Genomic DNA, 26234 nt, shown 5'->3' with positions numbered 1-26234 from the left:
TCTCTTCTTGAGCCGTAGGCGCTAGCCTCGGGCTCCGCGGCCCCCGACTCAGCGAAGCGGTACTCGTACTCAGCGCAGCGGTACTCGTACTCAGCGAAGCGGTACTCGTACTCAGCGCAGCGGTACTCGTACTCAGCGCAGCGGTACTCGTACTCAGCGAAGCGGTACTCGAGCCTTCACGTGTTGGCTTCGCGGATTCGAGTACGAGTACGAGTACCGCTTCGCTGAGTACGAGTACGAGTGGGAGCGCAAAAAAAAGGGGGCCTCGGTCCGCGACCCAGGCCCCCTTTTGCGGGTTTGGTTTACGTGCTGCTGCCCGCTCAGCTATCGGCGAGCGGTTCTTTCTTCTCGGTGATGACTTCCGATTGCTCGGCCATCTCGGCGTTCATCTCGATGTATTCCTTCCACTCTTCTGGAACGTTGTCCTCGTGGAAGATCGCTTCGACCGGGCACTCGGGCACGCAGGCCTCACAGTCGATGCACTCTTCGGGGTGGATGTACAGCATCTTTTCCCCTTCGTAGAAGCACTCGACCGGGCAAACCACCACACAGTCGGTGTATTTGCATCCGAAGCAGGGCTGCGTGACGACGTGAGTCATTGTCTTTCTTCTTCCTCTCGATAGACCCGAGCAATCAACGGTGGAAAGTTGGCTTCAGGGCTGGTATCGGCACGAACGCCTACCGAGCCTTGAACTTTGAGCTCTGGATTTTGAGCTTTGCAACCACCCGCCGAGCGGTTTCGTGGCAGGGACAACGCTCTTCGGGATCCCCCTTCGCCGCCAGAGGCTGGATGGCCCCGTGGTTCGCTTGTACCCTGAAGAGCGGGAGTATCGATCGTAGGAATCGTGCGGATCGATGTCAACGTACGCGATTTGATCCCCCCGGTTTGCTTGCGAGCGACTCTCCCCCCACCTAATATGCTAGGTGTTCGGCGAACCGCTTGACGGGCCTCTCATCTTGACGGGCGTCATCGACAGTCGCCTTGCTTTCCCCTTCTCGCTTACTCCCTTCTCCCCGCGAGCGTCGTCGATGCTCGCCCGAAAGTCTGCCGCGTGAGTCTATCGGACGTCGACCGCCTGCTGCTCGATCGCTGCCTGCAGAGTGCTCCGCGGGCGTGGGAGGATTTCGTCGATCGCTTTCTGGGATTGGTGGTCCACGTCGCCCGGCACACCGCTGCGGCCCGCTCCCTGCCGCTCGACAGCGCGACGCTCGACGATCTGGTCGCCGACGTTTTTCTCAAACTCGTCGAAAACGATTTCGCGATCCTCCGCCGCTTCCGCCGCCAGTGCTCGCTGGCGACCTACTTGGCGGTCGTCTCCCGACGGGTCATCGTCCGGCGACTGCTGAGCAACGCCCCGCGCCATTCCAGCGGCGGGGACCGATCCGGTGGAGCAGCATCTCCTGGCGGAGCCGCCACGGCGGAATCGGCCTCGCAAGGCGGGATGGGCGAATCCCGCTTCGCGACCAACGGCGAGGCGACCCGGATCAGTAGCGTCGACGAACATGAAGCCCGCATCGACGACCGCGATCACGTCGAACAGCTGCTCAACCGCCTCGACCCTCAGGAGGCTCACATCGTGCGGATGTACCACCTGGAGGGCAAAAGCTACCGCGAGATCAGCCAGGCGACGGGGCTCTCCGAAAACACCATCGGCCCCACCCTCAGCCGCGCCCGCGAACAACTCCGCCGCCCCTCCTGAACCGCCGGCGCCGGCCCGAAATATTCATCAGCCGCCGGGCGCTAGCCCGGATTATTCATCAGCCGCCGGGCGCTAGCCCCCGGTTCCCTGAGCCGCCGGGCGCTAGCCGCGGGTTCCGCCGCATCCGAGCCCCGTCCACTCAATCAGCCGCCACGCGCTAGCGTCCGGTTGTCACGGCGTTTTCGGAAACCGGGGGCTAGCGCCCGGCGGCTGATGCGAGGCCCGAGGCTAGCCCCTACGGCTCAGGGAACGCCCGCCGCTAGCGCAACTGGTTGCCGCGGAGCGTGGGGACGTAGCTGGCCGTCGGCACGTAGGAACGGACCGGCTCGCCCGCCGCCGGAGTCAGTGCCGGAACCTGCCCCGGAGGCGTGTAGGGAGACGAAGCCCCCGGGGGGGGAGTCGCAGGAGGCAGAGCTGCAGGAGGCAGCATCCCTGGGGGCGGAACTGCGCCCAGCGGAGGTGGAGCGACCGACGGCTGCAAGCGGCTGAGGTCGATCACTTGGTGGCTGCCGGTCGGGATCTCGAACAGCCGCGGATCTTCGCCGAGCAACTGATTCAGCACGTACGAGCCGATCTCGATCTGCAGCCCCATCGGCGGGCCGGCTTGCGGCTGCAGCTGGATCTGGACGCTGTGCGGCAGCACGACGCGGTGCTCGGGATAGTACTGGTGCTCCGAGCCGCTGGCGCTGGCGACCAGCTCGCCGGCCGGACCGTACAGGTACTGGCCGCGGACGAACCCGGCCGCGCCGTCGATCAGCAACACCCGCTGGTAGCTGCCGCTGGCGGTCGGCACCCGCGTGCGAACCTCGAGCGCTCCATCGCCACGCGGCACCGGCCCTTCGGTGACCAGCTCCGGATCGATGTGGACCAGTCCGAGCGCTTCGATCAACCACGTCGGATCGACCGGCAGCGGCGAGCCGGCCATCCGTTGCTGGAACTCGTCGTGCCGCGCAAACAGCAGCGTTTGGTGGACGCCGTTGTCGGGATACTGCATCCAGAACGTTTCGTCGTTGCTCCCCACGTCGAGGCCCGCCCCGAGCATGATCGGCAAGCTGGCCCGCAGGCGGAAGCGGCGCGGTCGCTCGAGCGCCAGCGTCGCGCTCAAGCGGGATACCGGGAGCGGCGAGTCGAGCAGTTCGACGGTCGTCGAGGTGCTCTGCATCTGCGTGATCGCATCGGTTAGATTGACCGCCGCGATCACCTCTTCGATCCGCGGCGTCGACTCAAAGACCACGGGCGGCGGGTTGAGATCCGAGACCCGCTGGCCGCGATGGCAAGTTGCCCCGCCAGCGACCCACACGACCGCCAGCAGGACGACGAGCGTCCTCAATCGGCTTCGCAGTAGAGCAGCTCCGACAACTGTTCGCGGAGTCTCGGCAATTGATCGGGATGGATCCGGCACGGCTCGAGCGCGATCGTCGAACCGTCGGCAATCACCTCGACTTCCAGCCCTCCGGCGGTAGCGGGGGAGCCAGAACGAGCGGGGGGGCCAGCGGGAGAGTCCACGGGCTTGATCAACCGCCGCCGCATCAGGAGCAGCGCCAGCAGATACCGCAGCGCCGGATCGGTTCCTTCGCCCGTCTGCCGCAGCAAGTCGACCAGCACGCCGTCGGGAGCCAGCGTCAATTTCTTGGCGCCCGCTTCGGGCATCCGACATTTCCACCATCCCAACGTCCCTTCTGGCGGTCCTTGCCAAGCTTCGGCGGAATAGTCGTGGCGAACCAGCGCCCCTTCCTCATCCCCTTCGGAGACGACCGAGAAATACCATTCTCCCGGCTCGAGCGCTCGCTCGAGTTGAGCGCACCGCCGCGTACAGCGGCTGACCTTGTAATCGCTGAGCACTCTCGCGGCCCTCCCACCCCTCGCTGAACTTGAGAATCAGCCGGAGCGGACCCTAGCAACGCCCCCCACCCGAAGGCAAGAGCGAGATAGTCGCCTTTCGCTCCGCGAAAGTAGCGGTCCGCGGGAAAATCGTTTAACGGCAAGCCGAAGGCGACTGTGTTCTCCAAAGCAGTCGCCTTCGGTTTGCCGTTAAACAATTGGGTGACGACGCTAGCTCGCTTCAAAAAACCGGCCGCCGGTCCCTTCGCTGCCGATCCGCACGACCAGCGGTTTGGCGCACCGCGGGCACCGCCCCTCGTAGGCCGTCGCGGCGGCGTTGCGGTAGATCCGCGTGTAGACGCCGCAGCAGACAAAGCGGACGCCGATGAACGGCCGCGGACTCTCCCCCCGCGGCGTCGCCGAGGGAGCCGCCCCCGACTTTGGCGCCCCCGACTTTGGCGACGGAGCCAGCGGAAATCGCGCCCCCTCGCCGCGAGTCGGAAACTCCCTTCGGCTTGGTTGGGGAAACTCGCTGCTCAGATCCAGATGTTCGCCCGGCACGACCCGTCTCCACCGCTTCCTGGGGAGCGATCCCACGGCTCAGGTGCGATCCCCTGGCTCAGGTGCGATCTTCGCGGCGGCCTTGGGGCAGCCCGTCCGCGTGCTCCATTTCTTCCAACGTGACCCGCAGTTGGGTGCGGGCTCGACTCAGCCGGCTGCGGACCGTCCCGATCGAGATCTGCAGCACCTCGGCGATCTCTTCGTAAGCATGCCCCTCCATCTCCCGCAAGACGAGAATCGTGCGGTGATCGTCGCTGAGCTTGAGCAGCGCGACGCGGACGCTGGCGACCTGCTCGTCGCGGAGCATCTGGGCGTCGGGAGATTCGACATTGTCGATCGGTTCTTGCCCGATCGCCTCGCGGACCTGCTCGATCGAAGTCGCCCCCCGCCGCTTCCGCATCCGGCTCAGGGCGCTGTTGAAGGCGATCCGGTACAGCCAGGTGAAGAACTGGCTGTGATTCTGAAACGTGTCGAGCTTCAGGAACGCTCGCACGAAGGCATCCTGCACGACGTCTTCGGCTTCCTCGGCCGATCCGGTGACCTGCAGCATCGCCGCGTGCAGGCGGTCTTGGTAACGATGAACCAGATTGCCAAAAGCGGCGCGGTCGCCTGCAAGCGCCGCTTCGATTAAAGCGAGGTCATCTGTCACAAAACCGTTCGCTACCGCTCAAGTTGATCACGCAACACCGGGCCGGCTCTCCATCGTAATTCCCGGAACCAGCCCGACCATGGGCGGTGCGTCAGTTCAATTCCGCCGGCCCGCCACCCAAGTGCCGCTGCAGATAGCTGGCCCGCTCGATGTTGCGGTCGACCGTGCCGAGCAACCGCCCGCGGAGCTTCTGCAGATGGGCCGGCTGGGTGTGGATGAACAGTTTGTTGATCGTCGTGACCGGCAGGTCGGGGATCAGCCCCAGGTTCACTCCCATGCGAACCTTCGAGAGGTAGTGCATTGTCTCTTCGCTGCTGATCTTCTTGGCCGTGCAGAGGATTCCAAAAGCGCGGCTGACGTCGTCCTGCAGATCCTGCTCGCTCTGCTCGACCAAAAACTGGCGGGCGCGACGCTCGTAGTCGATCAGCACCGGGACGACCTCGCCCACCTGCTCGACCAACTCCATTTCGGTCCGCCCGAGCGTGATCTGGTTGCTCACCTGGTAGAAGTCGCCCATGAACTGCGAGCCTTCCCCATACAGGCCGCGGACCGTGACGCTGATCTTCTGCAGGCTGCGGAACACCTTGTCGATCTGCCGCGTGATCACCAGGGCCGGCAAATGCAGCATCACGCTGACCCGGACCCCCGTCCCTACGTTCGTCGGACAAGCGGTCAGGTAGCCGTACTGCTGATGGAAGGCATAGCTGATCGAGCCTTCGAGCAGATCGTCGAGCCGGTTGATCTGCTGCCACGCCGCCTGCAGGCTGAGCCCACTGTGCATGACCTGAATCCGCAGATGATCCTCCTCGTTGATCATCACGCTGAACTGCTCTTCGGGATCGATCGCCACGGCCCGCGGCCCCTCGGAATCGGCCAGCTCGCGGCTGATCAACTGACGCTCGACGAGCAATTGGCGATCGACTTCGCCGAGCGCGGCCACGTCCACGTAGCGGACATCCGACCACCCCTCGAGCTTCTCCATCCGCGCTCGGACCGTCCGCTCGATCGCTTGGCGGTCCTCGGGACTGCAGCGACGAATGAAGGGAAAGTCGGCCAAGTTGCGAGCCAGCCGAATGCGGCTGCTGATCACGATGTCCGATTCGGGACCCGTTCCCCGCAGCCACTCGCCACAGCGACCGGCCAACTCATTCAATTCAGCATTTGCCTGCACTTACGCTTCCTCGATTCCCCGCCGCGGCGGTGACTTCAGTCTCAGTTTAGGGGTCCTGCAGCGCTTCGCGTCAGTCGGCCGCTTCTCCGCCGCCCGCCGCTGGCGGCTGCCCGCCCGCTTGCCCACCCCCGCCCGATGTTTCGCCCCCGCCCGAACCCTCTCGAGCTTCGAGCCCTCGAATCTTATCGCGGACCTCCGAAGCCCGCTCGTAATCCTCCCGCTCGATCGCCTCTTCCATGTCTCGCCGCAAGCGAATCAACTCGGCTTGCCGATCGGCCGAAGGAGCTAAGCGGCGGGGCCGCTTGCCTCGGTGCGCCTGGGCGTCGTGAATATTGACCAGCAAGGGGACCAAATCTTTCTCGAAGGCGGTGTAATCATACGGGCAGCCGAGCCGCCCGGCGTTGCGGAAATCGTAAAAGGTGATTCCGCAGACCGGACATTCCTTCTGATCGAGCTTGGCCAACTCGTCGGCCGTCTGCCCCAGCTTGAGCTGTTTGGCGAGCACCCCGGCGACCGAAGCCGCCGGACTCGCCGCCTCCTGGGTCAGGTACCCCCGCGCGTGCTCCTCGCACAGATGGAGAATCTGAGGCCCCGTCGGCTCGGTCAGCTCGGTAATATGGAACGTCGCCGGCTTCTCGCAATGCTGGCATTTCATCGCCGCAGCAGCCCCCTGGTCGCACCGACCAAATCGTCCTAAACCATTGTAATTAAAGAAGTAAGAGTATCTCGGCGATTCTAACGGTGGGCCCCGACCTGTCAAGCTGCGCGGCCCTCCGCTCGAATCGCCTCACGCAATCCGCCATCCGACCAAGCCGATGCACCTGCCCGACCCGGACACCTTCGCCCAAGCCGCTGCCGAGCACGACTATGTCCCCGTCTACCGGCGCCTGTTCAGCGACTCGCTGACACCGGTCAGCGCCTTCACGCTGCTCGATGACGGCGGCCCGGCGTGCCTCTTTGAAAGCGTCGTTGGGGGCGAGAAAGTCGGTCGCTTCAGCATTCTCGCGGTCGACCCGGTGCTTCGCTACGCCGCCCGGGGGGACCAGGTTTCGATCACCCGCGGATCCGAAACCGAGACGACCACCCAAGCCAATCCGCTGGAGCACTTCCGCTCGCTGCTGGCCCATCGCGTGGCCCACTTCGAGGGGCTGCCGCCGTTCATCGGCGGAGCGGTCGGATATGCCGGCTACGACGTCGTCCGCTACGCCGAGCATCTTCCCGATGCCCCGCGGGACGATCGCCAGCTCCCGGACCTCGATTTCTCGCTCTATCACACGGTCGTCGTGTTCGACAACGTCACCAAGACGATGACCGTGGTCGCCCTGAGCCGCGTGGCCGACTTCGCCAGTGCAGCCGAAGCCCGCCGCGACGCCTGCCGCCGAGTCGACCAAATCGTCGAGCGGCTTTCGCAGCCGATCCCCGGACTGCAGACGGCCGATCTCGAAGCGGCTCCCCAAACGCCGCTCGAGGTGACTTCGAACTTCACGCGCGAAACGTTCACCGCAGCGGTTCGCAAATGCATCGAATACATCCGCGCGGGCGACATTTTCCAGGTCGTTCCGAGCCAGCGGTTTTCGGTCCGCTCGCCGGTCGCCCCGCTCGAGGTCTACCGCTCGCTCCGCGTGGTGAACCCGAGCCCCTTCATGTTCTTCCTGCGGACGCCCGAGTGCGAATTGATCGGCTGCTCGCCGGAGATCATGTGCCGCGTCGTCGATTCGGTCGTGACGGTCCGCCCGCTCGCCGGCACTCGGCCCCGCGGGGCGACCGAGGAACGAGACCAAGCGCTCGAACGGGAACTGCTCTCCGATCCCAAGGAGCGAGCCGAACACGTGATGCTGGTCGACCTGGGCCGCAACGACGTCGGCCGCGTCGCCCGCTTCGGCACGGTCGAGCTGACCGAAGTAATGGTGATCGAGCGATACAGCCACGTGATGCACATCAGCAGCGAAGTCCGCGGCAAACTCCGCGAAGGACTCGATGCCTTCGACGCCCTCAAAGCCTGCCTCCCGGCCGGCACCGTCTCGGGAGCTCCGAAAGTCCGGGCGATGCAAGTCATCGATGAAGTCGAACCACATCGCCGCGGCCCCTATGGCGGCGCGGTCGGCTACATCGATTATCGCGGCAATATGGACACCTGCATCGCCCTCCGCACGATCGTCGTCCACGATCAAACCTACGATGTGCAAGCCGGCTGCGGCGTGGTCGCCGACAGCAATCCGGACGCCGAGTACGACGAGACGGTCAACAAGGCGAGAGGCATGATGGCCGCGATCGAGCTGACCCACGCCCGCCTCGGCCTCTGAGACCCCGCCCCCCAGGCATCGGCCAGGAGAAGCACCCCCGACACCCACCCCCCGGGAGGGTCGCGAGGAACGAGCGGGGAGGGCCGGTGAAAGCGACGCCCTGGGCTGTGATGCTGGAGCCCTTCGGGCTGAGGGGGAAGTACTCGTGAGCGACCGGCTTCTGCTATACTTTACCCAGCCGACCAAACCTTCGTCGGACCCGCCTCACGAGCACTGTCGTACTCACGAAGCGCTCTTCAGTTCCTTCTTGGCCCTCCCAGGAAATCCTATGACCCAACTGAATCGTCGCCATTTTCTCGGCACCTCCGCTGGAGCGGCTCTCGCACTCTCGGCCAGCAGTCGCGTGTGGGCACAGTCGCCGAACGAAAAATTGGGCGTGGCGATCATCGGCACCGGCGGCCGGGGACAGTCGCACATGTCGGCGTTCCTCCAAGATCCGCGGAGCGAGATCCGGGCGATCGTCGACGTCGACGAAACGCACGCCGCCCGCTCGGCCGACGCGATCGAGAAGCAGCAAGGCAAGCGTCCGCTGGTCCTGGCCGACATGCGGCGCGTCCTGGACGACCCGTCGATCGACGCGATCAGCACCGCGACGCCGAACCACTGGCACGCCCTGTGTGGCGTGTGGGCCATGCAAGCGGGCAAAGATGCCTACATCGAGAAGCCGATCAGCCACAACATCGCCGAAGGTTCGGCGCTCGTCGCGGCCGCGAAGAAGTACAAGCGGATCTGCCAAGTCGGCACCCAATGTCGCTCGAGCGCGGCGGTTCGCGACGCGGTCGAGTTCCTGAACAACGGCGGCATCGGCGAAGTCAAGTTCGCTCGCGGCCTGTGCTACAAACGCCGCAAGTCGATCGGCCCGCTCGGCGATTACCCGATCCCCGCCGCGGTCGACTTCAATCTCTGGAGCGGACCGGCCCCCTACACCGATCCCCGCTCGACCCGCGAACGGTTCCACTACGATTGGCACTGGCAGCGTCTCTACGGCAACGGAGACCTGGGCAACCAAGGCCCGCACCAGACCGACATCGCCCGCTGGGGCTTGGGAATCGAAGAGCACCCGCGGAACATCATCAGCTACGGCGGCCGGCTCGGCTACAAGGCCGAGCGGAAAGACCCCAACTACGTCGACGCTGGCGACACGGCGAACACCGAAGTCACGATCTACGACTACGGCGACAAGACGATCGTGTTCGAAACCCGCGGCCTCGACGTCGACAACTCGGCGGACGAACAGATCAACCAAATGTTCGGCCCCAAGGGCAACAAGGTCGGAGTCATCTTCTACGGATCCGACGGCTACTTGGTCCAGAAGACCTACTCGGAGTGCGTTGCCTACGACAAGGACATGAACGTCATCAAGGAATTCAAAGGTGGCGGCGACCACTTTGGCAACTTCCTCGATGCCTGCTACAGCCGCGATCCGTCGGATCAGTTTGCGACCGCTCGCGACGGACACCTCTCGGCCGGAATGAGCCACCTTGGAAACATCTCCTACTACCTCGGTGAGGAGAACAAGGTCTCGGTCGACGAGCTCGAGTCGGTGATCAGCAAGGTCAAGAGCCGCGACGACAACGGCGAGACCCTCGCCCGGACCGTTCGGCACCTTCGCGACAACGGCGTCGACCTCGAGCGGTACCCGCTGTCGCTCGGCGTCCAGCTCGCCTTCGATCCGAAGCGGGAAGTCTTCACCAACGCTCCGCAAGCCAACCCGATGCTCACCCGCGAGTATCGCAAAGGCTTCGAGTGCCCGACGGCCGACGCCGTCTAAAGCACCCCCGAGCCAAAAGTACGTCAGCCTTTCCAGGCTGACGTGCCATAGTCGCCTTTCGCTCCGCGAAAGTTGCGGAGAAACGCTACTTTCGCGGAGCGAAAGGCGACTATGAGCAGCCCACGAAAAAACCCCGGAGCTCACTGCCCCGGGGTTTCTTTCTTGGTTCAAATTGCTGGCTGCGAGAAAGCCCTTCGCTCAGCTGGCGGCGGTGGCCGTCTTGGCGGCTTTGATCAGGTGCTGCAAGCGGCTTTTGGTGCGATCGGCGACGTTCGGGTGAATGATCCGCTTCGCACCCGCCTTGTCGAGCCGCTTAGCGGCCAAGCGGAATTCGGCTTCGGCTTTCTCAATATCCCCGGCCTTCACCGCAGCCCGGACCGCTCCGACCTGGCGGCGCATCACGCTCCGAACCGCTCGGTTGTGCATCCGGCGGGTTTGATTCTGACGCAGGTCTTTCTTAGCGCTCGCTGAATTCGGCATCGTGACAGCAAAAATAAACTTGAGGGAGAGAGAATATACGAATCGCGACTCCTTTCCGCGGGAAAGGACCGCTACTGTCGTGGACAATTAGTGCGAATCGCAGAGTATGCCAAGCCCCGGGTTTCTTGTCCAGCGGTGTTTCGAACCGCTCCCGGAATCTCCCCCGATCTGCGATATTTGCGCTCCTGCCTTCCGCGCTCGCCGCATTTTGACCGCTGCAGTCCGATTCACCGCATGCCCGCCTCTTCCCGACCCGTCTCGTTGCCCCGCGGCCCTTCGGAGCATCCCCGCGGAATCGTCTATCTCGTGGGTGCCGGTCCGGGCGATCCGGGCCTGTTGACGCTCCGCGGGGCCGAGGTGCTTGGCCAGGCCGACGTAGTGCTCTACGACGGCCTGAGCAATCAAGCGCTACTCCGCCACGCTCCCGGTGCCGAACACATCTGCGTCGGCAAACATGGCCAGAGCCGCATCTGGCAGCAGGAAGAGATCATCGACGAGATGCTCCGCCACGCCCGCAGCGGCCGGGCGGTCGTCCGTCTCAAAGGGGGCGACCCGGCGGTCTTTGCTCGAACGGCCGAAGAGGTCGCGGCGCTGCGAGCGGCCGAGATTCCGTTAGAGATCGTCCCCGGCATCACCGCGGCACTGGCTGCCGGTTCCTACGCCGGAATTCCGGTGACGCATCGCGGGCTGGCCTCAGCGGTCGCCCTGGTGACCGGACACGAGGAGCCGAGCAAGACCGAATCGGCACTCGACTGGGAGGCGCTGGCCCGGTTTCCGGGAACGCTCGTGATTTACATGGGGGTGACGACCGCCGAGACGTGGACCTCGGCCCTGCTCTCCGCTGGCAAACCACCCGAGACCCCGGCGGCGATCCTCCGCCGCTGCAGTCTGCCCGACCAGCAAACGATCCACTGCCGGCTGGATGAGGTCGCTTCGCGGCTGACTCCCGCGTCGCGATTGCGCCCGCCGGTGATCGTGATCGTCGGAGCCGTGACCGAGTTGGCGGCAACGATGTCGTGGTTCGACTCGCGTCCGCTGTTCGGCACGAGCGTTCTCGTCACGCGAGCGACGGACCAGGCGGAAGAGCTCGCCGCCCCGCTTCGCAGGCTCGGGGCGGAGGTCCTCCTCCAGCCAGCGATTACGATCGATCCGCCGGAGGACTGGACCGCGGTCGACGCGGCGATCGAACGACTCGGCGAGTTCGACTGCGTCGCCTTCAGCAGCTGCAATGGCGTCGCTTACTTCCTGCAGCGGATCTTCGCTCTCGGCAAGGACGTGCGGGCCCTCGGCTCCTGCACGCTTGCGGCCGTCGGCACGAAGACCGCCGAGGCGCTTGCGCGGTACCATCTGCGAGCCGACTACGTGCCAGAGACCTTCGTCGCCGAAGGGCTGGCGGCGACGCTTGCCAAAGCGGTCGCGGGTCGCTCGGTGCTCCTGCCCCGCGCGAGCCGCGGCCGCGAAGCGCTGCCCGAAAACCTCCGCCGCGCCGGTGCCGAAGTGACCGAAGTCGTCACCTACCAGCACCGCGACGTCCTCGCAGCCGATCCGGTTGTTCACGACGCGATGGCCGCCGGAAGGATCGGCTGGACGACCGTGACCAGCAGCGGCATCGCCGAATCGCTGGTGAACATGTTCGGCGACGCGCTGCACCAGACACGGCTGGTCTCGATCAGCCCCCTGACCTCCGCAACGCTTCGCCGCCTCGGCTTCGCTCCGGCGGCCGAAGCCACTGAGGCGACGCTGGCGGGGATCATCGAAGCCCTCCAAACCGCCTCCTCCACTCCCTAGCTGGATAGGACCAATTGGGGTCACGATCAATTGGGATCACAGCCCTTTTCCAATCCTGCCATCTCCCCATTCCCCTGAGCTCGCCGTCGATGATCCCGAAATCGTACCAGCAGATGCACGCTGACTACCCGGCTTTCATGCGGGCTTACGAGTCGTTTGGCGAAGAGGCGCGGCAGGCGGGGCCTCTTTCCCCGCGGGAGGTCGCGCTCGTGAAACTGGCGATCTCGATCGGAGCCGGTCTCGAAGGAGCCGCCCACTCCCACTGCCGCAAGGCCTTGGCAGCCGACTGCACGCCGGAGGACCTCCGCCACTTGGCCCTGCTCTCCGCCCCCACGATCGGCTTCCCCACAATGATGCGAGCCCGTTCCTGGATCGAGGACGTGCTGCAGAAGTCCAACGAAAAAAGCGACTCGTGAGTTCCGCCAGGCTGTGGGGCGTTGTGCTGGTCGGGGGTCGATCGTCGCGGATGGGTCGCGACAAGGCCGCGCTCCCGCATCCCGCTGGCGGCACCTTCCTCGAACAGGCGATCACTCGGTTGCTTGCCCTCGGCTGCCCCGTCATTCTTTCGGGCACGGAAACAATCCCGCCAGCCTTCCAGAGCGAGTCGGCATTCCAGAGCGAGCCAGCCTTCCAGAGCGAGTCGCCCTTCCAGAGTGAGCCAGCCGTCACCGCCCTCGCCGACCCGGGCCACCCCACCAAGGCAGGTCCGGTTGTGGGTTTGGTCGCGGCCTTGGAGCATGCGGCAGCAGCCGGTGCGACCGGGATCTTGGCAACTCCGGTCGATATGCCCTGCCTGACCAGCGACCATCTCAAGTCGATGCAGAGGGCGTTTAGCGAACTTGCCAAGACCCGCGAAGATGCCTCCGAGGCTCCAGCCGCCCGCGAACTGCCCCTCGTCGGGACCTTCGATGGCCAGCACCGCGAACCGCTGATCGCGATCTATCCCCGGACAGTGCTCGCTTCCCTCCAGCACCTTGCCGCTGCCAGCGACCGCAGCCTCACGCGGTGGCTCGCCGCGGAACCGCATCACCTCCACTCCCTGCCCACCGCGGCCTCTCCCAACGTGAATACACCAGCCGAGTACGAGCAACTCTGTAGCGACCCTGCACCTCCTGCACCTCCTGCACCTCCTGCACCGGGGCGCACCCCATGAGCGCGTTGGATGTAATCGACGACCTCGCGGCTTGCTTACGGACCGCTGGCACGATGCGGTTGCCGCTAGCGGACGCCGTGGGTCGAGTGCTCAGGAGCGACCTGAGAGCCGATCGCGACAGTCCAGCCGCGAACGTCTCAGCAATGGACGGCTATGCGCTGCGAGCCAGCGACCTGCGGGCCGGCGCCGAGCTGGCGGTCACGGGCGAATCGACCCCGGGAGCACCTCCCCCGACGACTCCCTCCCCCGGCGAAGCGATCCGGATCTTCACCGGGGCGGTCGTTCCACTGGGCTGCGATGCAGTGCTCCGCCGCGAGGATGTCGCGGAACAGCCCGAGCGAATTCAAATTGCCGCCAGCGGCGAACTTCCCTCCGGACGCCATATTCGCTTTCAGGGCGAGAACAGCACCGCCGGTTCAACGATTCTGTCTTCTGGCTCCATGCTCAGCCCCGGAGGCATCGCCGCCGCAGCAAACTTTGGCGCGGCCACGCTCGAGGTTTCCCGGCCGGTGCGAGTGCAGACGATCGTCACCGGCGACGAACTTCTCCGCGTCGACGAACCGGTCCAGCCGTGGCAGCTCCGCGACTCCAACGGCCCGACGCTCGCAGCCCTGCTTCGCCCCCATCCATGGCTTGAACTGCTCCCGGCGATGCACGTTCGCGACGAACTCGAGCGGATCTGCGAGGCGGTCGAGCGGGGGCTGCAAAATGCGGACGCTCTCCTGCTGACCGGCGGGGTCTCGATGGGCGACTACGACTTTGTCCCGGCGGCGGTCCAGCGAGCCGGCGGCCGGCAGATTTTTCATAAGCTCCCGATCCGCCCCGGTAAGCCGATCTTCGGTGCCGTGGGCCCAGAGCAGCAGTTGATTCTCGGGCTGCCCGGAAACCCCGTCAGCGCAGCGGTCGGAACCGTACGCTTCGGCCTCCCACTGCTGCGGCGGATCGCCCACTGCGATCCGTGGATGCCCAGCCGCCCGCGGGTCGAGCTCCGCGACGACGGCTCCCTCTCCAAGACCCTGCCCCTGCACTGGTTTCGGCTGGTTCGGCTCACCGGCCACGGAGTTGTGGAAAGGGTCGCCACCCAAGGTTCCGGGGACCTCGTCTCGCTGGCCCTCAGCAGCGGCTTTATCGAACAGCCCCCGGGCACCAGCGGCCCCGGCCCCTGGCCCTACTGGAGCTGGACCGACTGAAGAATCGTCGCCTGCCGGAGCCGTAGAACGTAGGGCCGCGAGCGATGCCCGCGCTGGCGACTTCTCCCGCTAATCGCTGACGAGCGGCGCGCCTCCGGAAGCCGTGCCGTCATGGCAGGCACGGGCTTCGCAGGCAGAGTGAAGCATGGACCGGGGGAAGCATGGGCGTGGATCGGGGTGACGCTGCCCAGAGCGCGACCAGCGGAGCGCGACCAGCGGAGCGCCACCATGATCGCCGCGGAGGTGAGGAGTCGAGCATGAACGACGAGCTGCGGAACGAAAGTGGAGAGACGTCGAAGGGGCGGCCCCGGCAGGGGCCAGTATCGCTGTCGGTGGGGCGCGTTTTCGGAATGCTGGCGGCGGTCGTGCTCCTGCTGACGCTGCTGGCCTTCCTCGGCAATTCGGCGTGGTGGCTGGACGTGCTCAACCAAGGCCGGATGCAGTATCTCACGATTGCACTGGTCCTCGTGGTGATTCTGCTCCTGACGCGGGCTTGGTCGTGGCTGGCCATCGCGGTGGCAGCAGCGGCGATCAATGCTTGGTTTGTGGCACCGTGGTTCTGGGGAGCTCCCGAGAGTGCGCCCGCCGACGCCGACCGCGACCTGCGTCTGATGGTCCTCAATGTCCGCGGGCCAAGCGAAGACTTCGAACCGGTCCTCGAACTGCTTCGCCGCGATCGTCCGGACCTCGTGGTGCTCAACGAGGTTGACCCCGCGTGGCTTGAGCAGATCCGCGACGTGTCTGCGGGATACGAGATCTACGATACTCCGACGCAAGGCAAATTCGGCGTCCTGCTGCTGAGTCGCCTTCCGGTCGAGTCGGTGGAGGTTGAGACCTTCACCGGCCGGTGGTCTCCGAGCATCGTGGCGCGGCTCGACATGGGCGGCCAACCGGCAGTGCTCATCGCCACGCACCCGCCGGCGCCGCTGGACTCGAAAACCTGGGAGAACCGCAACGAGCACCTCCAGGAGCTCGCCCAGTACGTGGGCGGGCGGGCCGAGCCGGTCCTCGTGGCAGGCGACCTCAACATCACGATGTGGTCGCCGCACTTCGACGAGCTCGTCGAACAGGCCGATCTCTCCGATACGCGCGACGGCTTCGGGTTGCATCCGACGTTTCCAGCGTCGCGATGGGGCCTCGACCTTCCCTGGCCGCTCCGGGTGCCGCTGGACCACGTGCTCGCGACCGAGGAATGGACCACCCTCAGCTGCCGAGCCGGCCCGAACGTCGGCTCGGACCACCTGCCGTTGATTGTGGACGTCGCGCTGCGAAAGCGGGATTAGGTCCCGCCGAGTTTTGGCGGCTGTCGGCGGGCCGTGGCGGGAGGGTGAAGAAAGTAGGGCCAGAGGGATTCGAACCCCCGACCAAGGGATTATGAGTCCCCTGCTCTAACCGCTGAGCTATGGCCCCGAATGGCGTTTCTCTTATATGCGAAACTGCGTCCTCTGCGACGCTTCCGCTGGAGCATTTCCACCGGAGTACCAAATAGGAGACCCAGCAGAACGCCCGCAGCTTCGCCGCCGCGGCCCAATTGTACCCGCCGAGCCCGCCCGAGCGACCGGGCAGAAATTCCTGCCGACACCGGAGTCGCGCTCCGCCCGAGGGATGCCCGCGCTCGCGAACTCCTCCCGCAGCCGCCCTCACACCCCCATTCCTTCACCGGCCCCACCCCTTCACCGGCCCCATCCCTTCACCGGCGCTGTCGGCGAGCCACCGGCTTCTTGGTGGCGAAGTAGCGGACCAGGTACCCTCCCGCGTGGAGCTCCAGCGCGCGCTGCATCATCAAGACCTCCGCGAGCCCTCCGGTCAACGAGCCGGGCCAAACTGCCACCACTCAGCCTGAGGATGACTGCTCGCTGGCAGGGGGGGAACGAAAAAACTGCGGCCGCGGCGGCGCCCCCGAAATTGGCGAGCTAGGCTTCCACGAGAGACCCCAGGTGCGCCCGCTTCTGACCGACCTCGTGGTGCGGAGGCGGAACGCGAGTGGCGTGTGGAGAGCCTTCGGAACATGAACCACCTCAACGAGTCCCCGCCCACAGCCGGCTGCGGCCACTCCGCCCCCCACGGCCATGCAGCTCATCGCAGCCACACAGCTCAACGTCACCGTCGTTTGGGTCTCGGAGGGCCGCGGCGTCGCGGTGCGGCAGCGGTGGAAACGGCCATCGCACTGCCGCTCCTTCTCGTCCTTGTGTTTGGCGCGGTCGAGCTGGCCGATGGGATTTTTTTGAAGCAGGCGCTCACGGTCGCCGCCTACGAAGGCGCTCGCGAGGTCACTCGTCAGAAGGGCACGGCTGCCGCTGGACAGCGCCGGATCGATGAAGTCCTCGCCGCTCGCGGGATCACCGAGTACGGCTATTCGGTCGAGCCAGTGGCAACTGAGGAGACGCCGCGGAGCACGCGGTTGACGGTGCGGCTGACCGCCCCGGTGGATTCGGTCTCCTGGAGCCCGCTAAGGCTGTTCACGGGAAAAACGATTGAGAAGACGGTCTCGATGGTCCGTCAATGAAGGCTCCCCATCCACGCCCAACAGCGCAGGCTCAATGATGAAGTTTCGTTTCTGCGATTCGTGCGAAGCCGACGCCTTGGCCACCGGCCGAACGCTCCTTGCTGGAAGAGCACCGAAAGCGCGTCACTCTCGAACGGCCGGCGGCCGTCGCGGGGCATCGATGGTTCTGATCGTCTTCATGCTCTTTACATTCGTTGCCGCCGCGGCGATCACCGTCGATTTCGCCCACATGCAGTTGGCCAAGACGGAGTTGCGGGTGGCGACCGACGCGGCGGCCAAAGCGGGTGCCGAAGCGCTGGCGAGAACCGAAAACCGAAATCAAGCGAGAGCCGCCGCGGTTGAGTACGCCCGCTTGAACACGGTCGCTGGCGAACCCTTCCGGATCCGCCGGAGCGACGTGGAACTCGGTCGGCTCGCATTTGGCAGCAACGGTCGGTGGGAGTTTGTTCCGAATCTAGAACCCGCAAACGCCGTTCGGGTCGACGGTCGTACCGGCGGCGGAGCGCGGCACTCGGCAATTCCCTTATACTTCGGTCAGATCCTCGGACGCGATTCTTTCTCTCCACGGCATCAAGCCACCGCAGGCCAGCAGCAAGTGGAGATTTGCCTCTGCCTGGACCGCTCCGGATCGATGCTGTTTGACATGTCGGGCGAAGCGTACTCCTATGCACCCGGCAACCCTTATCTGATTGCAAACCGCTCGATGGGTGAGATGTGGCGGAACCATGTTTCGCCTCCCCATCCCACAGCCAGCCGCTGGGCGGTGCTCGCCCGAGCGGTCGACGTTTTCTTGGACGAAGCGGCGGACTACAACCCGCCGCCGCGAACTTCGCTCGTCACCTGGGGCTCGGACTACCAGATGCCACTGTCGCCTTACACGCGATTCGAGCGGTCGAGCGTCAATGTTCCACTCCCCTCGCCGGAAGAACACTCGTGGCCAACCAACCGGAGTGCCGTGGCGAGCGCTGTGGAACAGTTGGGGCGGAACCCCATGATGGGCTCGACCAATTTGGCCGCCGGTCTCGATGCTGGCATCGAAGTACTGGCCGGGCCCAACTCCCGCACCCTTCCTAATAAGGTAATCATCCTCTTGACCGATGGTCAGTGGAATGAGGGCCGCGATCCGGTGGCCGCCGCGGAGGATGCGAAAGCTGCCAACATCGTCGTCCATACGATCACGATGATGACCGCCCATCAGGCCGATCTCGCGGAAGTCGCGGAGATTACCGGCGGGCGGTACTACCACACCCGAAGCGAACAAGAACTCCGCGAAGCCTTCCAAGAGCTGGCCCGCTCGATTCAGGTCGTGTTGATCGAGTAACCCGACGTCCATGGCAAACGCCCATGTCCACATACCATCAAGATCAAGCGAGCCATCTCTCCGGTGGCTCCTCTTCTTTCCGCACCCGGCTGCGAGGCCCCACTCCGCGCAGCCGCCAGGGGGAGCCGAAACGGGGCCGGCGAGGGAACGGGCGACGAGGCGTGACCGCTGTCGAGTTCGCCGTCGTCGCTCCGGTGATCTTGCTGCTATTTCTGAGCGCGATTGAAGTCACCCGGTTGAACTTCCTCCGCCACACGGCCGCCAACGCTGCCTACGAGGCGGCCCGGCACGCCATCATCCCTGGAAGTACCGCCAGCGACGCCGACGCCGCCGCACTGCAACTGCTGGCCGCCGTCCAAGCCGATCGAGGAGTCGAGATCGACGTGGAGCAAACGCTCGAACGCGTTTCCGTCACGGTCACGATTCCGGTCAACCTCAACTCGTGGGGTGTGAGCCGGTTTACCTCGGGCTACACGATCGTCCAGTCCTGCACGCTCTCTCGCGAGACGAACCGCTAAAGGGTTGTCGTAAATCCAGTCGCGTGTCCGCTGAGCCGACGGCGCTAGCCGCGGGTGCACCAGCGAAAACTCCGGGGCTGCGAGGCCCGAGGCTAAGGCTCTGCCAGAAAACCCAGCTGACACCCTCCCCCCGGGAGCCCGACCCTGGGATGGTGAAAAGCCCGGAAGAAAAGGGCGTCAGAAGTAGAAACGGCGAGTCAAAACATCATCCTCCCGCTTGCGGGAGGGTCGGGCTCTTAGGCCCGGGGAGGGCAATGGGTTTCGGCACGAACTCCCGATGAAGCCGTTAAAAAAGAAGCCAATTCGTTGAGGAAAAAGGGTCACACCCACTCATCGCGCGAGCGTCTACCAGCCCCTCCCCGCTCGTTCCTCGCGACCCTCCCGGGGGGAGGGTGATGGGGAAGCGTGCTTTTCTGACAGAGCCAAGGCCCGCGACAGGCACGGAAGATGCGGTTCCGCGATTCTGCTATCGTGCGAGCCGCGATGCTCTGCAGCCCGCTTTCACGCTCGGCTGCCCCTGCCCTCCCCTGCTCCAAAGGATTTGCACACCATGGCGGTCAAAGTCCAGATTGTCTTCCACAGCCTCTACACCCACGTCTACCAGTTGGCCGAAGCGGTGGCCGAGGGTGCTAAGGAGGTCGCCGGCGCCGAAGTGCGGCTCGCTCAGGTACAGGAGACACTCTCGCAGGAGATCTTGGAGAAGATGGGGGCCGTCGAAGCGAAGAAGAGCTTCGCCCATATCCCCATCGCCGATCCCCAGGACTTGGCCGACGCCGATGCCATCCTTCTTGGTGCACCGACCCGGTACGGCGCCGCGTGCGCGCAGATGCAAGCGTTCCTCGATGCGACCGGCGGGATGTGGGTCAAAGGAGCGCTCGTGGGAAAGGTCGGCAGCGCCTTCACTTCGACGGCGAGCCAGCACGGAGGACAAGAGACCACGCTCGTCCACATGCATACCTTCTTCTATCACCAGGGCATGGTGGTCAGCGGTGTCCCCTATGCCGCTCAGGAACTGCTGAACCTTGAAGAGATCAGCGGCGGCACCCCTTATGGGGCTTCGACGATCGCCGGTCCGCGCGGCGAGCGAACCCCGACGGCGAATGAGTTGGCGATCGCCCGTTTCCAAGGCAAGCACGTGGCCCAATTGGCCGCCAAGCTGTCCGCCTGAGCGGCCTACAACGGGAGACCGGGAATTTCGGCTGGTGCAGGCATGCCGTAGTAGAAGCCCTGCGCCAGGTCGAACTCGAGCTCTCGGCAGACTTGACCCTCGGCCTCCACCTCGACTCCTTCGGCTAGCGCCGAGATCCCCAGGTCGCGAACCATCCGCACCAGATTCTCGATCATCTTCCGGCGGTGCTCGTCGGCTTTATGGATGTCGCGAATGAGCGAGATGTCGAACTTCACATAATCCGGGCGAGCCTCAACCAGTTCCGCCAACCTCGCTTGGCCGGAACCGAAATCATCGTAAGCCAGCTGGATTTCCAGATCCTGGAGGTGGGCCGAGAGCTCTTTCATCATCGCCGGCTCGGTCACGGCCGCCTCGTGGATCTCCAGCACGATTTGGTGGTTGCCCGCCATCTCGCGGAGCGTTTCTAGCGACTGGCTCAGCCCCGGACCGCTCATTTCCTTGGGATGCGTATTGACGAACAGCGTTGGCTTGCCGCCGAGCTCTCGTCCGACGCGGATCCCTTCCCAGCGGAGCAGACAGCTCAGCTCCACTTCCAGATTGAGCTGAGCTGCCGCATGGAACATGGCGCCAACGCTCTCGAGCCCAAACGCCCGCCCGCGGCCAAGCACTTCGCAACCGACTTGGACCCCATCGGCGAGGCGGACGATCGGTTGAAAGTGCGGGACCACGAGCCGCTGGCTCATCAGCCGATCGAACTGGACCAACGCCAGCGCCTGGTCGCAGACATTCTCAGCGATCGTGCCATTGTTGAGGTTCGTGGGCGACTGTCGGCGGACGCGAAACGGCGCCTCGGCAAAGTGAATCAAATCCTCTTCCTGGACCTTGACGGCCACCTCCCCGAGACGCTGCCCGTTGACATAAGTCCCGTTGGTGCTGTTGAGATCGCGGAGAAAGAGCTCGCCATTATTCACGGACAGCGAAGCATGGGTTCCGCTGACCGTATTGAATTGCAGCGCCAGAGCGGTTCCCGCCGCAGCCCGTCGGCCCACGACGAAGGGATTCTCATCAACCGAGATCAGTCGAACGGCCTCTCCCGCTCGCGTCGGACCGGAGAGAAACCATGCATCTTCCATCGCGGTCAAACCTTGGCGGGAGGAATCGTGCGGCAGGGATTCGAGATTGGTTTGCATCACGATCGACTTATCAGTGGACCTACGAAAATGCGCCACGCGGGGACGGGCCAGCGAAGTCAGACGGCCCATTCACCCCCCCAATGTGGCGCAGCACGCCAAACAACTCTAGAACGCAAACCAGCCAGGCGTCGGCGTTTTCAATAGCAATCACCTGCGGGTTGCCGCCGATAGATCCGCGAGCGGTTCCACCCCGGAATGGCAGAAACGACGAGCTATGGTTGTACGACCCGCCGCTTCTGAGCCACTTGGCCCACTGATCTACCGCAGGTTTTGCATATGTCGCTCGTTCACGAGACTCACCCGATCGATTCGGGATACCTCAACGGCCTGCTGTCCGAAGATACGTACTGGCCGATCCAGCCCCGCGACAACCATGAAACAGGTCTGAGCGAAGCTTACATCGAAGGGTTAATCCTCAAAATCGTCGCCTCCGGAGGAACCCTCCATGGGCGCGCGATCGCCGAGGCGAGCGGACTTCCGTTTCGCTTGATCGAACCAGTTCTCGACGTCCAGCGAACGCGCAAATTGATCGCGCATGTGCGCCCGGCGCCTTTCAACGATTATTACTATTCCCTGACCGAAGCCGGTCAGCGGCGAGCGCAGGAACAATTCCGTCAGTGCGCATATGTCGGGCCCGCTCCCGTTCCCCTCTCCGACTACGTGTTGAGCGTCGAAGCGCAGATGGCCGGGCTCGAGCCGATCGATCGCGATCAGCTCCGCCGAGCGCTGTCGAGCATCTCCTATCAAGACGAACTGCTGGATCAACTGGGACCGGCGATCAACAGCAATACGGGATTATTCCTGTTCGGGCCGCCCGGCAATGGTAAGACCACGATCGCCCGCTGCCTGACTTCCTGCCTGGGTCAAGAGATTTGGATTCCGCATGCCATTCTCGATGATGGAAACCTCATCAAGTTGAAAGACGACGCCTTCCATCGACCAGCTCCGGTTCCCGAGGGAGGTGGACGGCTGCTGGAGATGCAGGAGTACGATCGCCGCTGGGCCCGCATCCAACGGCCGACGGTGATCGTTGGCGGCGAGCTGACGATGAACAATCTCGAGGTTCGACACGACGCGCGAAGCAACATCAGCGAGGCTCCGCTGCAGATGAAAAGCAACTGCGGCTGTCTGCTGATCGACGACTTCGGCCGTCAGCGCGTCGCCCCCGAGGAGCTGCTCAATCGCTGGATCGTCCCGCTCGAGAGTCGCTGCGATTTTCTCACGCTCCCCACTGGGAAAAAGATTCAGATTCCGTTCGAACAACTTATCATTTTCTCGACGAACTTGAATCCCGACTCGCTGGTCGACGAAGCCTTTCTACGTCGGGTGCCTTATAAGATCCTCGTCGGCGATCCGACCGCCGCCGAGTATGCGCGACTGATGGCGGAGATGGCCGAATCGCTCGGTTTCCCTCCGGCTCCCGAAGCCGCCGACTATCTGTTGGCTCGCTACAAACACGAGAAGCGAGGGCTGCGGCGGTGCCATCCGCGCGACTTGCTCACTCAGGTCCGCAATTTCTGCATCTACCGCAAAACCCGTCTCCAGTTGCGTCCGGAGTATTTAGATCAGGCGTGGCGAAGCTACTTCAGCCAACTGTAGAAGCCCCGATCAGTAACGATTATGAGTACCATCGAAGCAACTCTCATTCAGCCCGGTTATGAACCGATTCCCGGTTACCGGCTGGAGGAACAGATTGGCAGCGGCGGGTTCGGCGAAGTCTGGCGTGCCGAGGCACCGGGAGGGCTGTATAAGGCCATCAAGTTTGTGCATGGAGCGCTGAACGAACGCCAGGCGACGCGGGAGCTGCGGTCGCTCGAGCGAATCAAAGGAGTCCAGCACCCCTTCTTGCTGACGCTCGAGCGGTTTGAAGTCGTTGCCGGGCGGTTGATCATCGTCACCGAGCTGGCCGATGGGTCGCTCGAGGACACCTATCGCCGTCACCGAGAGCGCGGCTCCTGCGGCATCCCCCGCGCTGCGCTCTTGGCGTATTTGCACGATGCAGCCGACGCCCTCGATTACCTCCACAATCGCTACCAGCTCCAGCACTTGGACGTCAAACCAGGCAACCTGTTGATGGTTGGCGGACATGTCAAGGTTGCCGATTTCGGGTTGCTCAAGGATCTTCGCGACGTCGAATGCTCCATGATTGGCGGCCTGACTCCCATCTACGCGCCGCCGGAGGTTTTTGACGGGCGGCCGAGCCCGACCAGCGACCAGTACAGTTTGGCGGTGATGTATCAGGAACTGCTGACCGGGACGCGGCCCTTCACCGGAAGAACGATCGCACAACTGGCGACGCAGCACGTTCACAGCGCCCCGCATCTCGAACCCCTCCCCCCGTCGGACCGTCCGGTTATCGCCCGTTCGCTCGAGAAGAATCCGTCGCGGCGGTACGGCGGCTGTTTGGAATTAGTCGAAGCGTTGCGAGCGGCGGGGGATCGTGCGGCCCAGCCGCGGGGCCGTGGTGATGCGAGCACGCCCCGCAACGGCGAGAGCTGGGAACTCGACAGCGATACGCGGACGAGCACCTTGTTCGACACGGGCCGCCCGCAGGTAGCAGCGGTCGAAGATCTGCCCAGCCTCTCGGCGGGCTCACTTTCGGCGGGCTCACTCTCGGCGGACCCACTCTCGGCGGGCCCAGCGGTGCTCTCCGCGCAGGCTGCCGCCCAGGTCTTGTTGGTCGCCGTCGGTGGAGCCGGAGCGGAATGCCTGCAGCGCTTGGGCGAGCGGGTCGCCGCCGAGCAAGGTCCGTCGCCGCTGGAACTCCACTCGGTCCTGATCGATACCGCGTCCGACGCACTCGATGCGGCGAGGAATCGCGAGAGCTGCGAAGGGCTGCCGCCCTCGACGCCAATCTGGATTCCGCTCCGCACGCCGGCCCAGTACCGCGACAATGGCACTCGACACCTCACGAGCGTCAGCCGCCGGTGGGTCTATAACGTTCCTCGCAGCGGCCGGACCGAAGGGCTGCGGCCGCTCGGGCGGTTGGCGCTGGTCGACCACGGTGAAATGGTGTTCCGCAAACTGTCCGAGGCCGTCGAAGCCGTGGCGGCGGCTGCGGGTGAGCGAACGCCACAGGTCTATCTGGTCGGTTCGCTCGGCGGCGGCACCGGCAGCGGCACGGCGTGGGATTTGGTCCACTTGCTCCGCCACCTGCTGGACCAGCATGGACTTCCGCAGGCGACCGTGACGCCTCTGCTCGCCTCTCCAGCACTTGAACCCTCGTCGCGGGAACCGTTGGCGGCCGCCGATTGCCATGCCGCGCTCTCGGAGATGCATCACTATCTCCTGCCGGGTAACAGTTATCCCGGCGACCCGGCAGTGGGTTGGCCGAGCGTTCCGGCGGCCCGCTCGCCGCTCAGCCAGGCGTATGTGGTGGCGGCCCGCGAGGGGGCCCATCCGTCACCGACGCCGATGGAAATGATCAGCGATTACATCTGGGCCGACTCCACCATCGCCGGCGCGGTGCTTCGCGCAGCCCGCGAGGCGAAAGGAGGTACCGAGGCCGCGGGTGGGAGTCACGAACCGGTCCTCCGCTCGCTGGGGATCGTACCGCTGCAATCGGCTGACCAGATTGAACGGCCGAGGCTGGCCCGCGCAATCGCTTCGCGGCTGCTCCACGGGTGGCTGGGGCATCCCGCCGACGCCCGCGAGTCGGCAGCGCGGGTGCGAGAGGAGCTGGCGGGTTGCTGCGGATTGGATGTCGCCTCGCTCGTCGCCGACCGCGCGGCTCCCCTGCCCGTCGCCGCCGACGCACGACGCTCGGTCCTCGCCGAGCGGCTCCGCCGACACGCCAGTCGAGCTCGGCTCACTCCCGAAGCGATCGAGGGCGGGCTCCGCGAGCTCGAAGCTGCCCGCCCCGCGACCGGTGAAGCGTTCACGACAGCGGCAGAAGTCGCGATTCGTTCGCTCCGCAGCGAACTGTCGTTGCGGCTGAAGGATCGTCGGCTGGACTTGACGACTGCCGTGCTGTGCGTCAGCCAGCTCGCCGATGCGCTCCGAGTCGCCGCCGAAAGCCACGCCACATCCAGCAGCCGACATCGTGCCGCGGTGGAGCGAGCTGCGATCGCCTTCCAGAGTGCCGCCGCAGACCATTCCGCCGAACGGCTGATCGGTTCGCTCGAGCAGCCCGGTCCGGCTCTGCAGTTCGCCGAAGAGCGATGGCTGGCGGGTGCCGAGTCGCGTGCTGGACGGTTGTTGAGCGAGCTGGCCACGCAGCTTTCGGCGCTCGTCGAGTCGCTCACCGACCATGCGGCCCAGCTGGCGATGGCGATCCAAGAACTCGGTGACTCGCGACCGCGTGAGGCGAGTGTCAACCAAGAGCCGTGGGCGATCCTCCCTGCTGAGATCCGCGGCCGGGGTGACAAGTTGCTCGCCGCCGTCCACCGCGCGATGGTCGCTCCGCTGCTTTCGGATCCCGTTCGAGAACCGGCCAACGCGGTCGGCGGGAAGACAATCGCCGAGGCGAGTGGTTCCGCCACGCAGCAGGTTCTCGAAGGAGCCCTCGGTGCGGCTCCCTCCCCACCACCTGCGACCACCGGGGCGGGCCCGGCCTCGGAGGAGTCGGCGGACCCGATTCTGCAGGCCGTGCATGCGGCGCGACCGACGCTTCTGGAGTGTGGCGGTCAGCAGCGGCTACTGCTGCTGGTAGGCAGCGAAGCCGAGCGAACGGCGTTGCAGAACCGCGTCGCCGATGCCCACGGAGGAACCCTCTCAGTGGCGGTGATTCCCGGGATCAGACCGCTCCTGGTGCACGAAGCGCAGCGGATTCCCCTGTCACGCGTGCTCAACCGGCTGGTGACGACGCTCGGCGGCGACGAACGGATTTCGGCGAGACTGCAGTCCAGGTCCGATATTCGCTGGAACAGCCCTGAGGCGGCCGAGTAGGGGCGGCAGAGATTCGCTCTCCGACCTGCTACAGTAGAAACTCTAGCGATTACGATGAGTTTCCGGGGTCGCTCCCATTTCACTTTCCCCTCC

The 26234-nt window shown here is 64.9% G+C and carries 23 protein-coding genes and 1 tRNA gene; 14 read left to right on the top strand and 10 right to left on the bottom strand.

Annotated features, from left to right (window positions below):
* Positions 1 to 320: 320 nt before the first annotated feature.
* Entirely contained in the window at positions 321 to 599 is a 279-nt protein-coding gene (locus GNK13_RS15335; protein WP_164103436.1) for a ferredoxin family protein, read from the bottom strand.
* Positions 600 to 1052: 453 nt separating this feature from the next.
* Between GNK13_RS15335 and GNK13_RS15330 the strand changes: the two genes are divergently transcribed.
* Positions 1053 to 1700 carry a sigma-70 family RNA polymerase sigma factor gene (locus tag GNK13_RS15330; protein WP_164103435.1) on the top strand — a complete coding sequence of 216 codons (648 nt, stop codon included), beginning with the start codon at positions 1053 to 1055 and terminating at the stop codon, positions 1698 to 1700.
* 259 nt (positions 1701 to 1959) lie between these two features.
* On the opposite strand, the gene GNK13_RS15325 is transcribed toward GNK13_RS15330, so the two are convergent.
* The 6 genes from GNK13_RS15325 to GNK13_RS15300 all read right to left on the bottom strand — a co-directional run bounded on the left by GNK13_RS15325 (position 1960) and on the right by GNK13_RS15300 (position 6557).
* Positions 1960 to 3030: a hypothetical protein gene (locus tag GNK13_RS15325; RefSeq protein WP_164103434.1), complete on the bottom strand. Its 1071-nt coding sequence runs from the start codon at positions 3028 to 3030 to the stop codon at positions 1960 to 1962.
* Positions 3027 to 3542 carry a hypothetical protein gene (locus tag GNK13_RS15320; RefSeq protein WP_164103433.1) on the bottom strand — a complete coding sequence of 172 codons (516 nt, stop codon included), beginning with the start codon at positions 3540 to 3542 and terminating at the stop codon, positions 3027 to 3029. Before GNK13_RS15320 ends, GNK13_RS15325 begins: the two co-directional genes overlap by 4 nt.
* 210 nt (positions 3543 to 3752) lie before the next feature.
* The gene (locus GNK13_RS15315) at positions 3753 to 4082 is read right to left on the bottom strand and encodes a hypothetical protein (RefSeq protein ID WP_164103391.1); all 330 of its coding nucleotides are present in this window, start codon (positions 4080 to 4082) and stop codon (positions 3753 to 3755) included.
* Between the two features lie 58 nt (positions 4083 to 4140).
* Positions 4141 to 4731 (bottom strand): RNA polymerase sigma factor, encoded by a 591-nt coding sequence (locus GNK13_RS15310; protein WP_164103432.1) that lies wholly within the window; start codon positions 4729 to 4731, stop codon positions 4141 to 4143.
* 91 nt (positions 4732 to 4822) lie between these two features.
* Positions 4823 to 5902, bottom strand: coding sequence for a protein arginine kinase (locus tag GNK13_RS15305; protein WP_164103431.1), 1080 nt, complete (start codon positions 5900 to 5902; stop codon positions 4823 to 4825).
* Between the two features lie 70 nt (positions 5903 to 5972).
* Positions 5973 to 6557, bottom strand: a complete 585-nt coding sequence (locus tag GNK13_RS15300; RefSeq protein ID WP_164103430.1) for a UvrB/UvrC motif-containing protein — start codon at positions 6555 to 6557, stop codon at positions 5973 to 5975.
* A gap of 160 nt (positions 6558 to 6717) precedes the next feature.
* Between GNK13_RS15300 and trpE the strand changes: the two genes are divergently transcribed.
* Together trpE and GNK13_RS15290 are read left to right on the top strand one after the other, a co-directional pair.
* Positions 6718 to 8205: an anthranilate synthase component I gene (trpE, locus tag GNK13_RS15295; protein WP_164103429.1), complete on the top strand. Its 1488-nt coding sequence runs from the start codon at positions 6718 to 6720 to the stop codon at positions 8203 to 8205.
* A gap of 268 nt (positions 8206 to 8473) precedes the next feature.
* Positions 8474 to 9976: a Gfo/Idh/MocA family protein gene (locus GNK13_RS15290; RefSeq protein WP_164103428.1), complete on the top strand. Its 1503-nt coding sequence runs from the start codon at positions 8474 to 8476 to the stop codon at positions 9974 to 9976.
* Between the two features lie 198 nt (positions 9977 to 10174).
* Here the strand turns inward: GNK13_RS15290 and rpsT are convergent, their stop codons facing one another.
* Positions 10175 to 10456 carry a 30S ribosomal protein S20 gene (rpsT, locus tag GNK13_RS15285; RefSeq protein ID WP_164103427.1) on the bottom strand — a complete coding sequence of 94 codons (282 nt, stop codon included), beginning with the start codon at positions 10454 to 10456 and terminating at the stop codon, positions 10175 to 10177.
* A 234-nt stretch (positions 10457 to 10690) separates the two neighbouring features.
* Here rpsT and cobA point away from each other — a divergent pair, with 234 nt between their 5' ends.
* The 5 genes from cobA to GNK13_RS15260 all read left to right on the top strand — a co-directional run bounded on the left by cobA (position 10691) and on the right by GNK13_RS15260 (position 15870).
* Complete coding sequence (cobA, locus tag GNK13_RS15280; RefSeq protein ID WP_164103426.1) at positions 10691 to 12244, top strand: uroporphyrinogen-III C-methyltransferase; 1554 nt, start codon at positions 10691 to 10693, stop codon at positions 12242 to 12244.
* Positions 12245 to 12333: 89 nt separating this feature from the next.
* Positions 12334 to 12660, top strand: a complete 327-nt coding sequence (locus GNK13_RS15275) for a carboxymuconolactone decarboxylase family protein (RefSeq protein WP_203329088.1) — start codon at positions 12334 to 12336, stop codon at positions 12658 to 12660.
* A 50-nt stretch (positions 12661 to 12710) separates the two neighbouring features.
* Positions 12711 to 13397, top strand: coding sequence for an NTP transferase domain-containing protein (gene mobA / locus GNK13_RS15270; protein WP_164103425.1), 687 nt, complete (start codon positions 12711 to 12713; stop codon positions 13395 to 13397).
* A complete protein-coding gene (locus tag GNK13_RS15265; protein WP_164103424.1) occupies positions 13394 to 14587 on the top strand; it encodes a molybdopterin molybdotransferase MoeA in 1194 nt (397 codons plus the stop codon). Before mobA ends, GNK13_RS15265 begins: the two co-directional genes overlap by 4 nt.
* Before the next feature lie 257 nt (positions 14588 to 14844).
* The gene (locus tag GNK13_RS15260; protein WP_164103423.1) at positions 14845 to 15870 is read left to right on the top strand and encodes an endonuclease/exonuclease/phosphatase family protein; all 1026 of its coding nucleotides are present in this window, start codon (positions 14845 to 14847) and stop codon (positions 15868 to 15870) included.
* A 54-nt stretch (positions 15871 to 15924) separates the two neighbouring features.
* Here GNK13_RS15260 and GNK13_RS15255 read toward each other — a convergent pair.
* Positions 15925 to 15997: transfer RNA gene (locus GNK13_RS15255), tRNA-Ile, on the bottom strand.
* 739 nt (positions 15998 to 16736) lie between these two features.
* Between GNK13_RS15255 and GNK13_RS15245 the strand changes: the two genes are divergently transcribed.
* The 4 genes from GNK13_RS15245 to wrbA all read left to right on the top strand — a co-directional run bounded on the left by GNK13_RS15245 (position 16737) and on the right by wrbA (position 20100).
* Positions 16737 to 17093, top strand: a complete 357-nt coding sequence (locus GNK13_RS15245) for a TadE/TadG family type IV pilus assembly protein (protein ID WP_235935202.1) — start codon at positions 16737 to 16739, stop codon at positions 17091 to 17093.
* Between the two features lie 160 nt (positions 17094 to 17253).
* Positions 17254 to 18414, top strand: coding sequence for a vWA domain-containing protein (locus GNK13_RS15240; protein WP_164103420.1), 1161 nt, complete (start codon positions 17254 to 17256; stop codon positions 18412 to 18414).
* Positions 18415 to 18437: 23 nt separating this feature from the next.
* On the top strand, positions 18438 to 18932 hold the full coding sequence (locus tag GNK13_RS15235) for a TadE family protein (protein ID WP_164103419.1): 495 nt from the start codon (positions 18438 to 18440) through the stop codon (positions 18930 to 18932).
* Positions 18933 to 19482: 550 nt separating this feature from the next.
* Entirely contained in the window at positions 19483 to 20100 is a 618-nt protein-coding gene (wrbA, locus tag GNK13_RS15230) for an NAD(P)H:quinone oxidoreductase (RefSeq protein WP_164103418.1), read from the top strand.
* A 5-nt stretch (positions 20101 to 20105) separates the two neighbouring features.
* Here the strand turns inward: wrbA and GNK13_RS15225 are convergent, their stop codons facing one another.
* Complete coding sequence (locus tag GNK13_RS15225) at positions 20106 to 21251, bottom strand: EAL domain-containing protein (protein ID WP_164103417.1); 1146 nt, start codon at positions 21249 to 21251, stop codon at positions 20106 to 20108.
* A 279-nt stretch (positions 21252 to 21530) separates the two neighbouring features.
* Here GNK13_RS15225 and GNK13_RS15220 point away from each other — a divergent pair, with 279 nt between their 5' ends.
* Both GNK13_RS15220 and GNK13_RS15215 read left to right on the top strand, forming a co-directional pair.
* Positions 21531 to 22853 carry an AAA family ATPase gene (locus GNK13_RS15220; RefSeq protein WP_164103416.1) on the top strand — a complete coding sequence of 441 codons (1323 nt, stop codon included), beginning with the start codon at positions 21531 to 21533 and terminating at the stop codon, positions 22851 to 22853.
* Between the two features lie 21 nt (positions 22854 to 22874).
* Positions 22875 to 26141 carry a serine/threonine-protein kinase gene (locus GNK13_RS15215; protein ID WP_164103415.1) on the top strand — a complete coding sequence of 1089 codons (3267 nt, stop codon included), beginning with the start codon at positions 22875 to 22877 and terminating at the stop codon, positions 26139 to 26141.
* The last annotated feature ends 93 nt before the right edge of the window (positions 26142 to 26234 follow it).

Origin of the sequence: Candidatus Laterigemmans baculatus (genome assembly GCF_010367455.1) — a bacterium.
Lineage (GTDB): Bacteria > Planctomycetota > Planctomycetia > Pirellulales > Pirellulaceae > Laterigemmans > Laterigemmans baculatus.
The sequence above is the reverse complement of the archived record's forward strand: the minus strand, read 5'-3'. Positions and strand labels throughout refer to the sequence as shown.

What these genes read in the sequence shown, in the direction of transcription:
- GNK13_RS15335 (WP_164103436.1), bottom strand. Translation starts at nt 599, where the DNA reads ATGACTCACGTCGTCACGCAGCCCTGCTTCGGATGCAAATACACCGAC.
- GNK13_RS15300 (WP_164103430.1), bottom strand. Translation starts at nt 6,557, where the DNA reads ATGAAATGCCAGCATTGCGAGAAGCCGGCGACGTTCCATATTACCGAG.
- trpE (WP_164103429.1), top strand. Translation starts at nt 6,718, where the DNA reads ATGCACCTGCCCGACCCGGACACCTTCGCCCAAGCCGCTGCCGAGCAC.
- GNK13_RS15290 (WP_164103428.1), top strand. Translation starts at nt 8,474, where the DNA reads ATGACCCAACTGAATCGTCGCCATTTTCTCGGCACCTCCGCTGGAGCG.
- rpsT (WP_164103427.1), bottom strand. Translation starts at nt 10,456, where the DNA reads ATGCCGAATTCAGCGAGCGCTAAGAAAGACCTGCGTCAGAATCAAACC.
- cobA (WP_164103426.1), top strand. Translation starts at nt 10,691, where the DNA reads ATGCCCGCCTCTTCCCGACCCGTCTCGTTGCCCCGCGGCCCTTCGGAG.
- GNK13_RS15275 (WP_203329088.1), top strand. Translation starts at nt 12,334, where the DNA reads ATGATCCCGAAATCGTACCAGCAGATGCACGCTGACTACCCGGCTTTC.
- mobA (WP_164103425.1), top strand. Translation starts at nt 12,711, where the DNA reads ATGGGTCGCGACAAGGCCGCGCTCCCGCATCCCGCTGGCGGCACCTTC.
- GNK13_RS15265 (WP_164103424.1), top strand. Translation starts at nt 13,394, where the DNA reads ATGAGCGCGTTGGATGTAATCGACGACCTCGCGGCTTGCTTACGGACC.
- GNK13_RS15260 (WP_164103423.1), top strand. Translation starts at nt 14,845, where the DNA reads ATGAACGACGAGCTGCGGAACGAAAGTGGAGAGACGTCGAAGGGGCGG.
- GNK13_RS15240 (WP_164103420.1), top strand. Translation starts at nt 17,254, where the DNA reads ATGGTTCTGATCGTCTTCATGCTCTTTACATTCGTTGCCGCCGCGGCG.
- GNK13_RS15235 (WP_164103419.1), top strand. Translation starts at nt 18,438, where the DNA reads ATGTCCACATACCATCAAGATCAAGCGAGCCATCTCTCCGGTGGCTCC.
- wrbA (WP_164103418.1), top strand. Translation starts at nt 19,483, where the DNA reads ATGGCGGTCAAAGTCCAGATTGTCTTCCACAGCCTCTACACCCACGTC.
- GNK13_RS15225 (WP_164103417.1), bottom strand. Translation starts at nt 21,251, where the DNA reads ATGCAAACCAATCTCGAATCCCTGCCGCACGATTCCTCCCGCCAAGGT.
- GNK13_RS15220 (WP_164103416.1), top strand. Translation starts at nt 21,531, where the DNA reads ATGTCGCTCGTTCACGAGACTCACCCGATCGATTCGGGATACCTCAAC.
- GNK13_RS15215 (WP_164103415.1), top strand. Translation starts at nt 22,875, where the DNA reads ATGAGTACCATCGAAGCAACTCTCATTCAGCCCGGTTATGAACCGATT.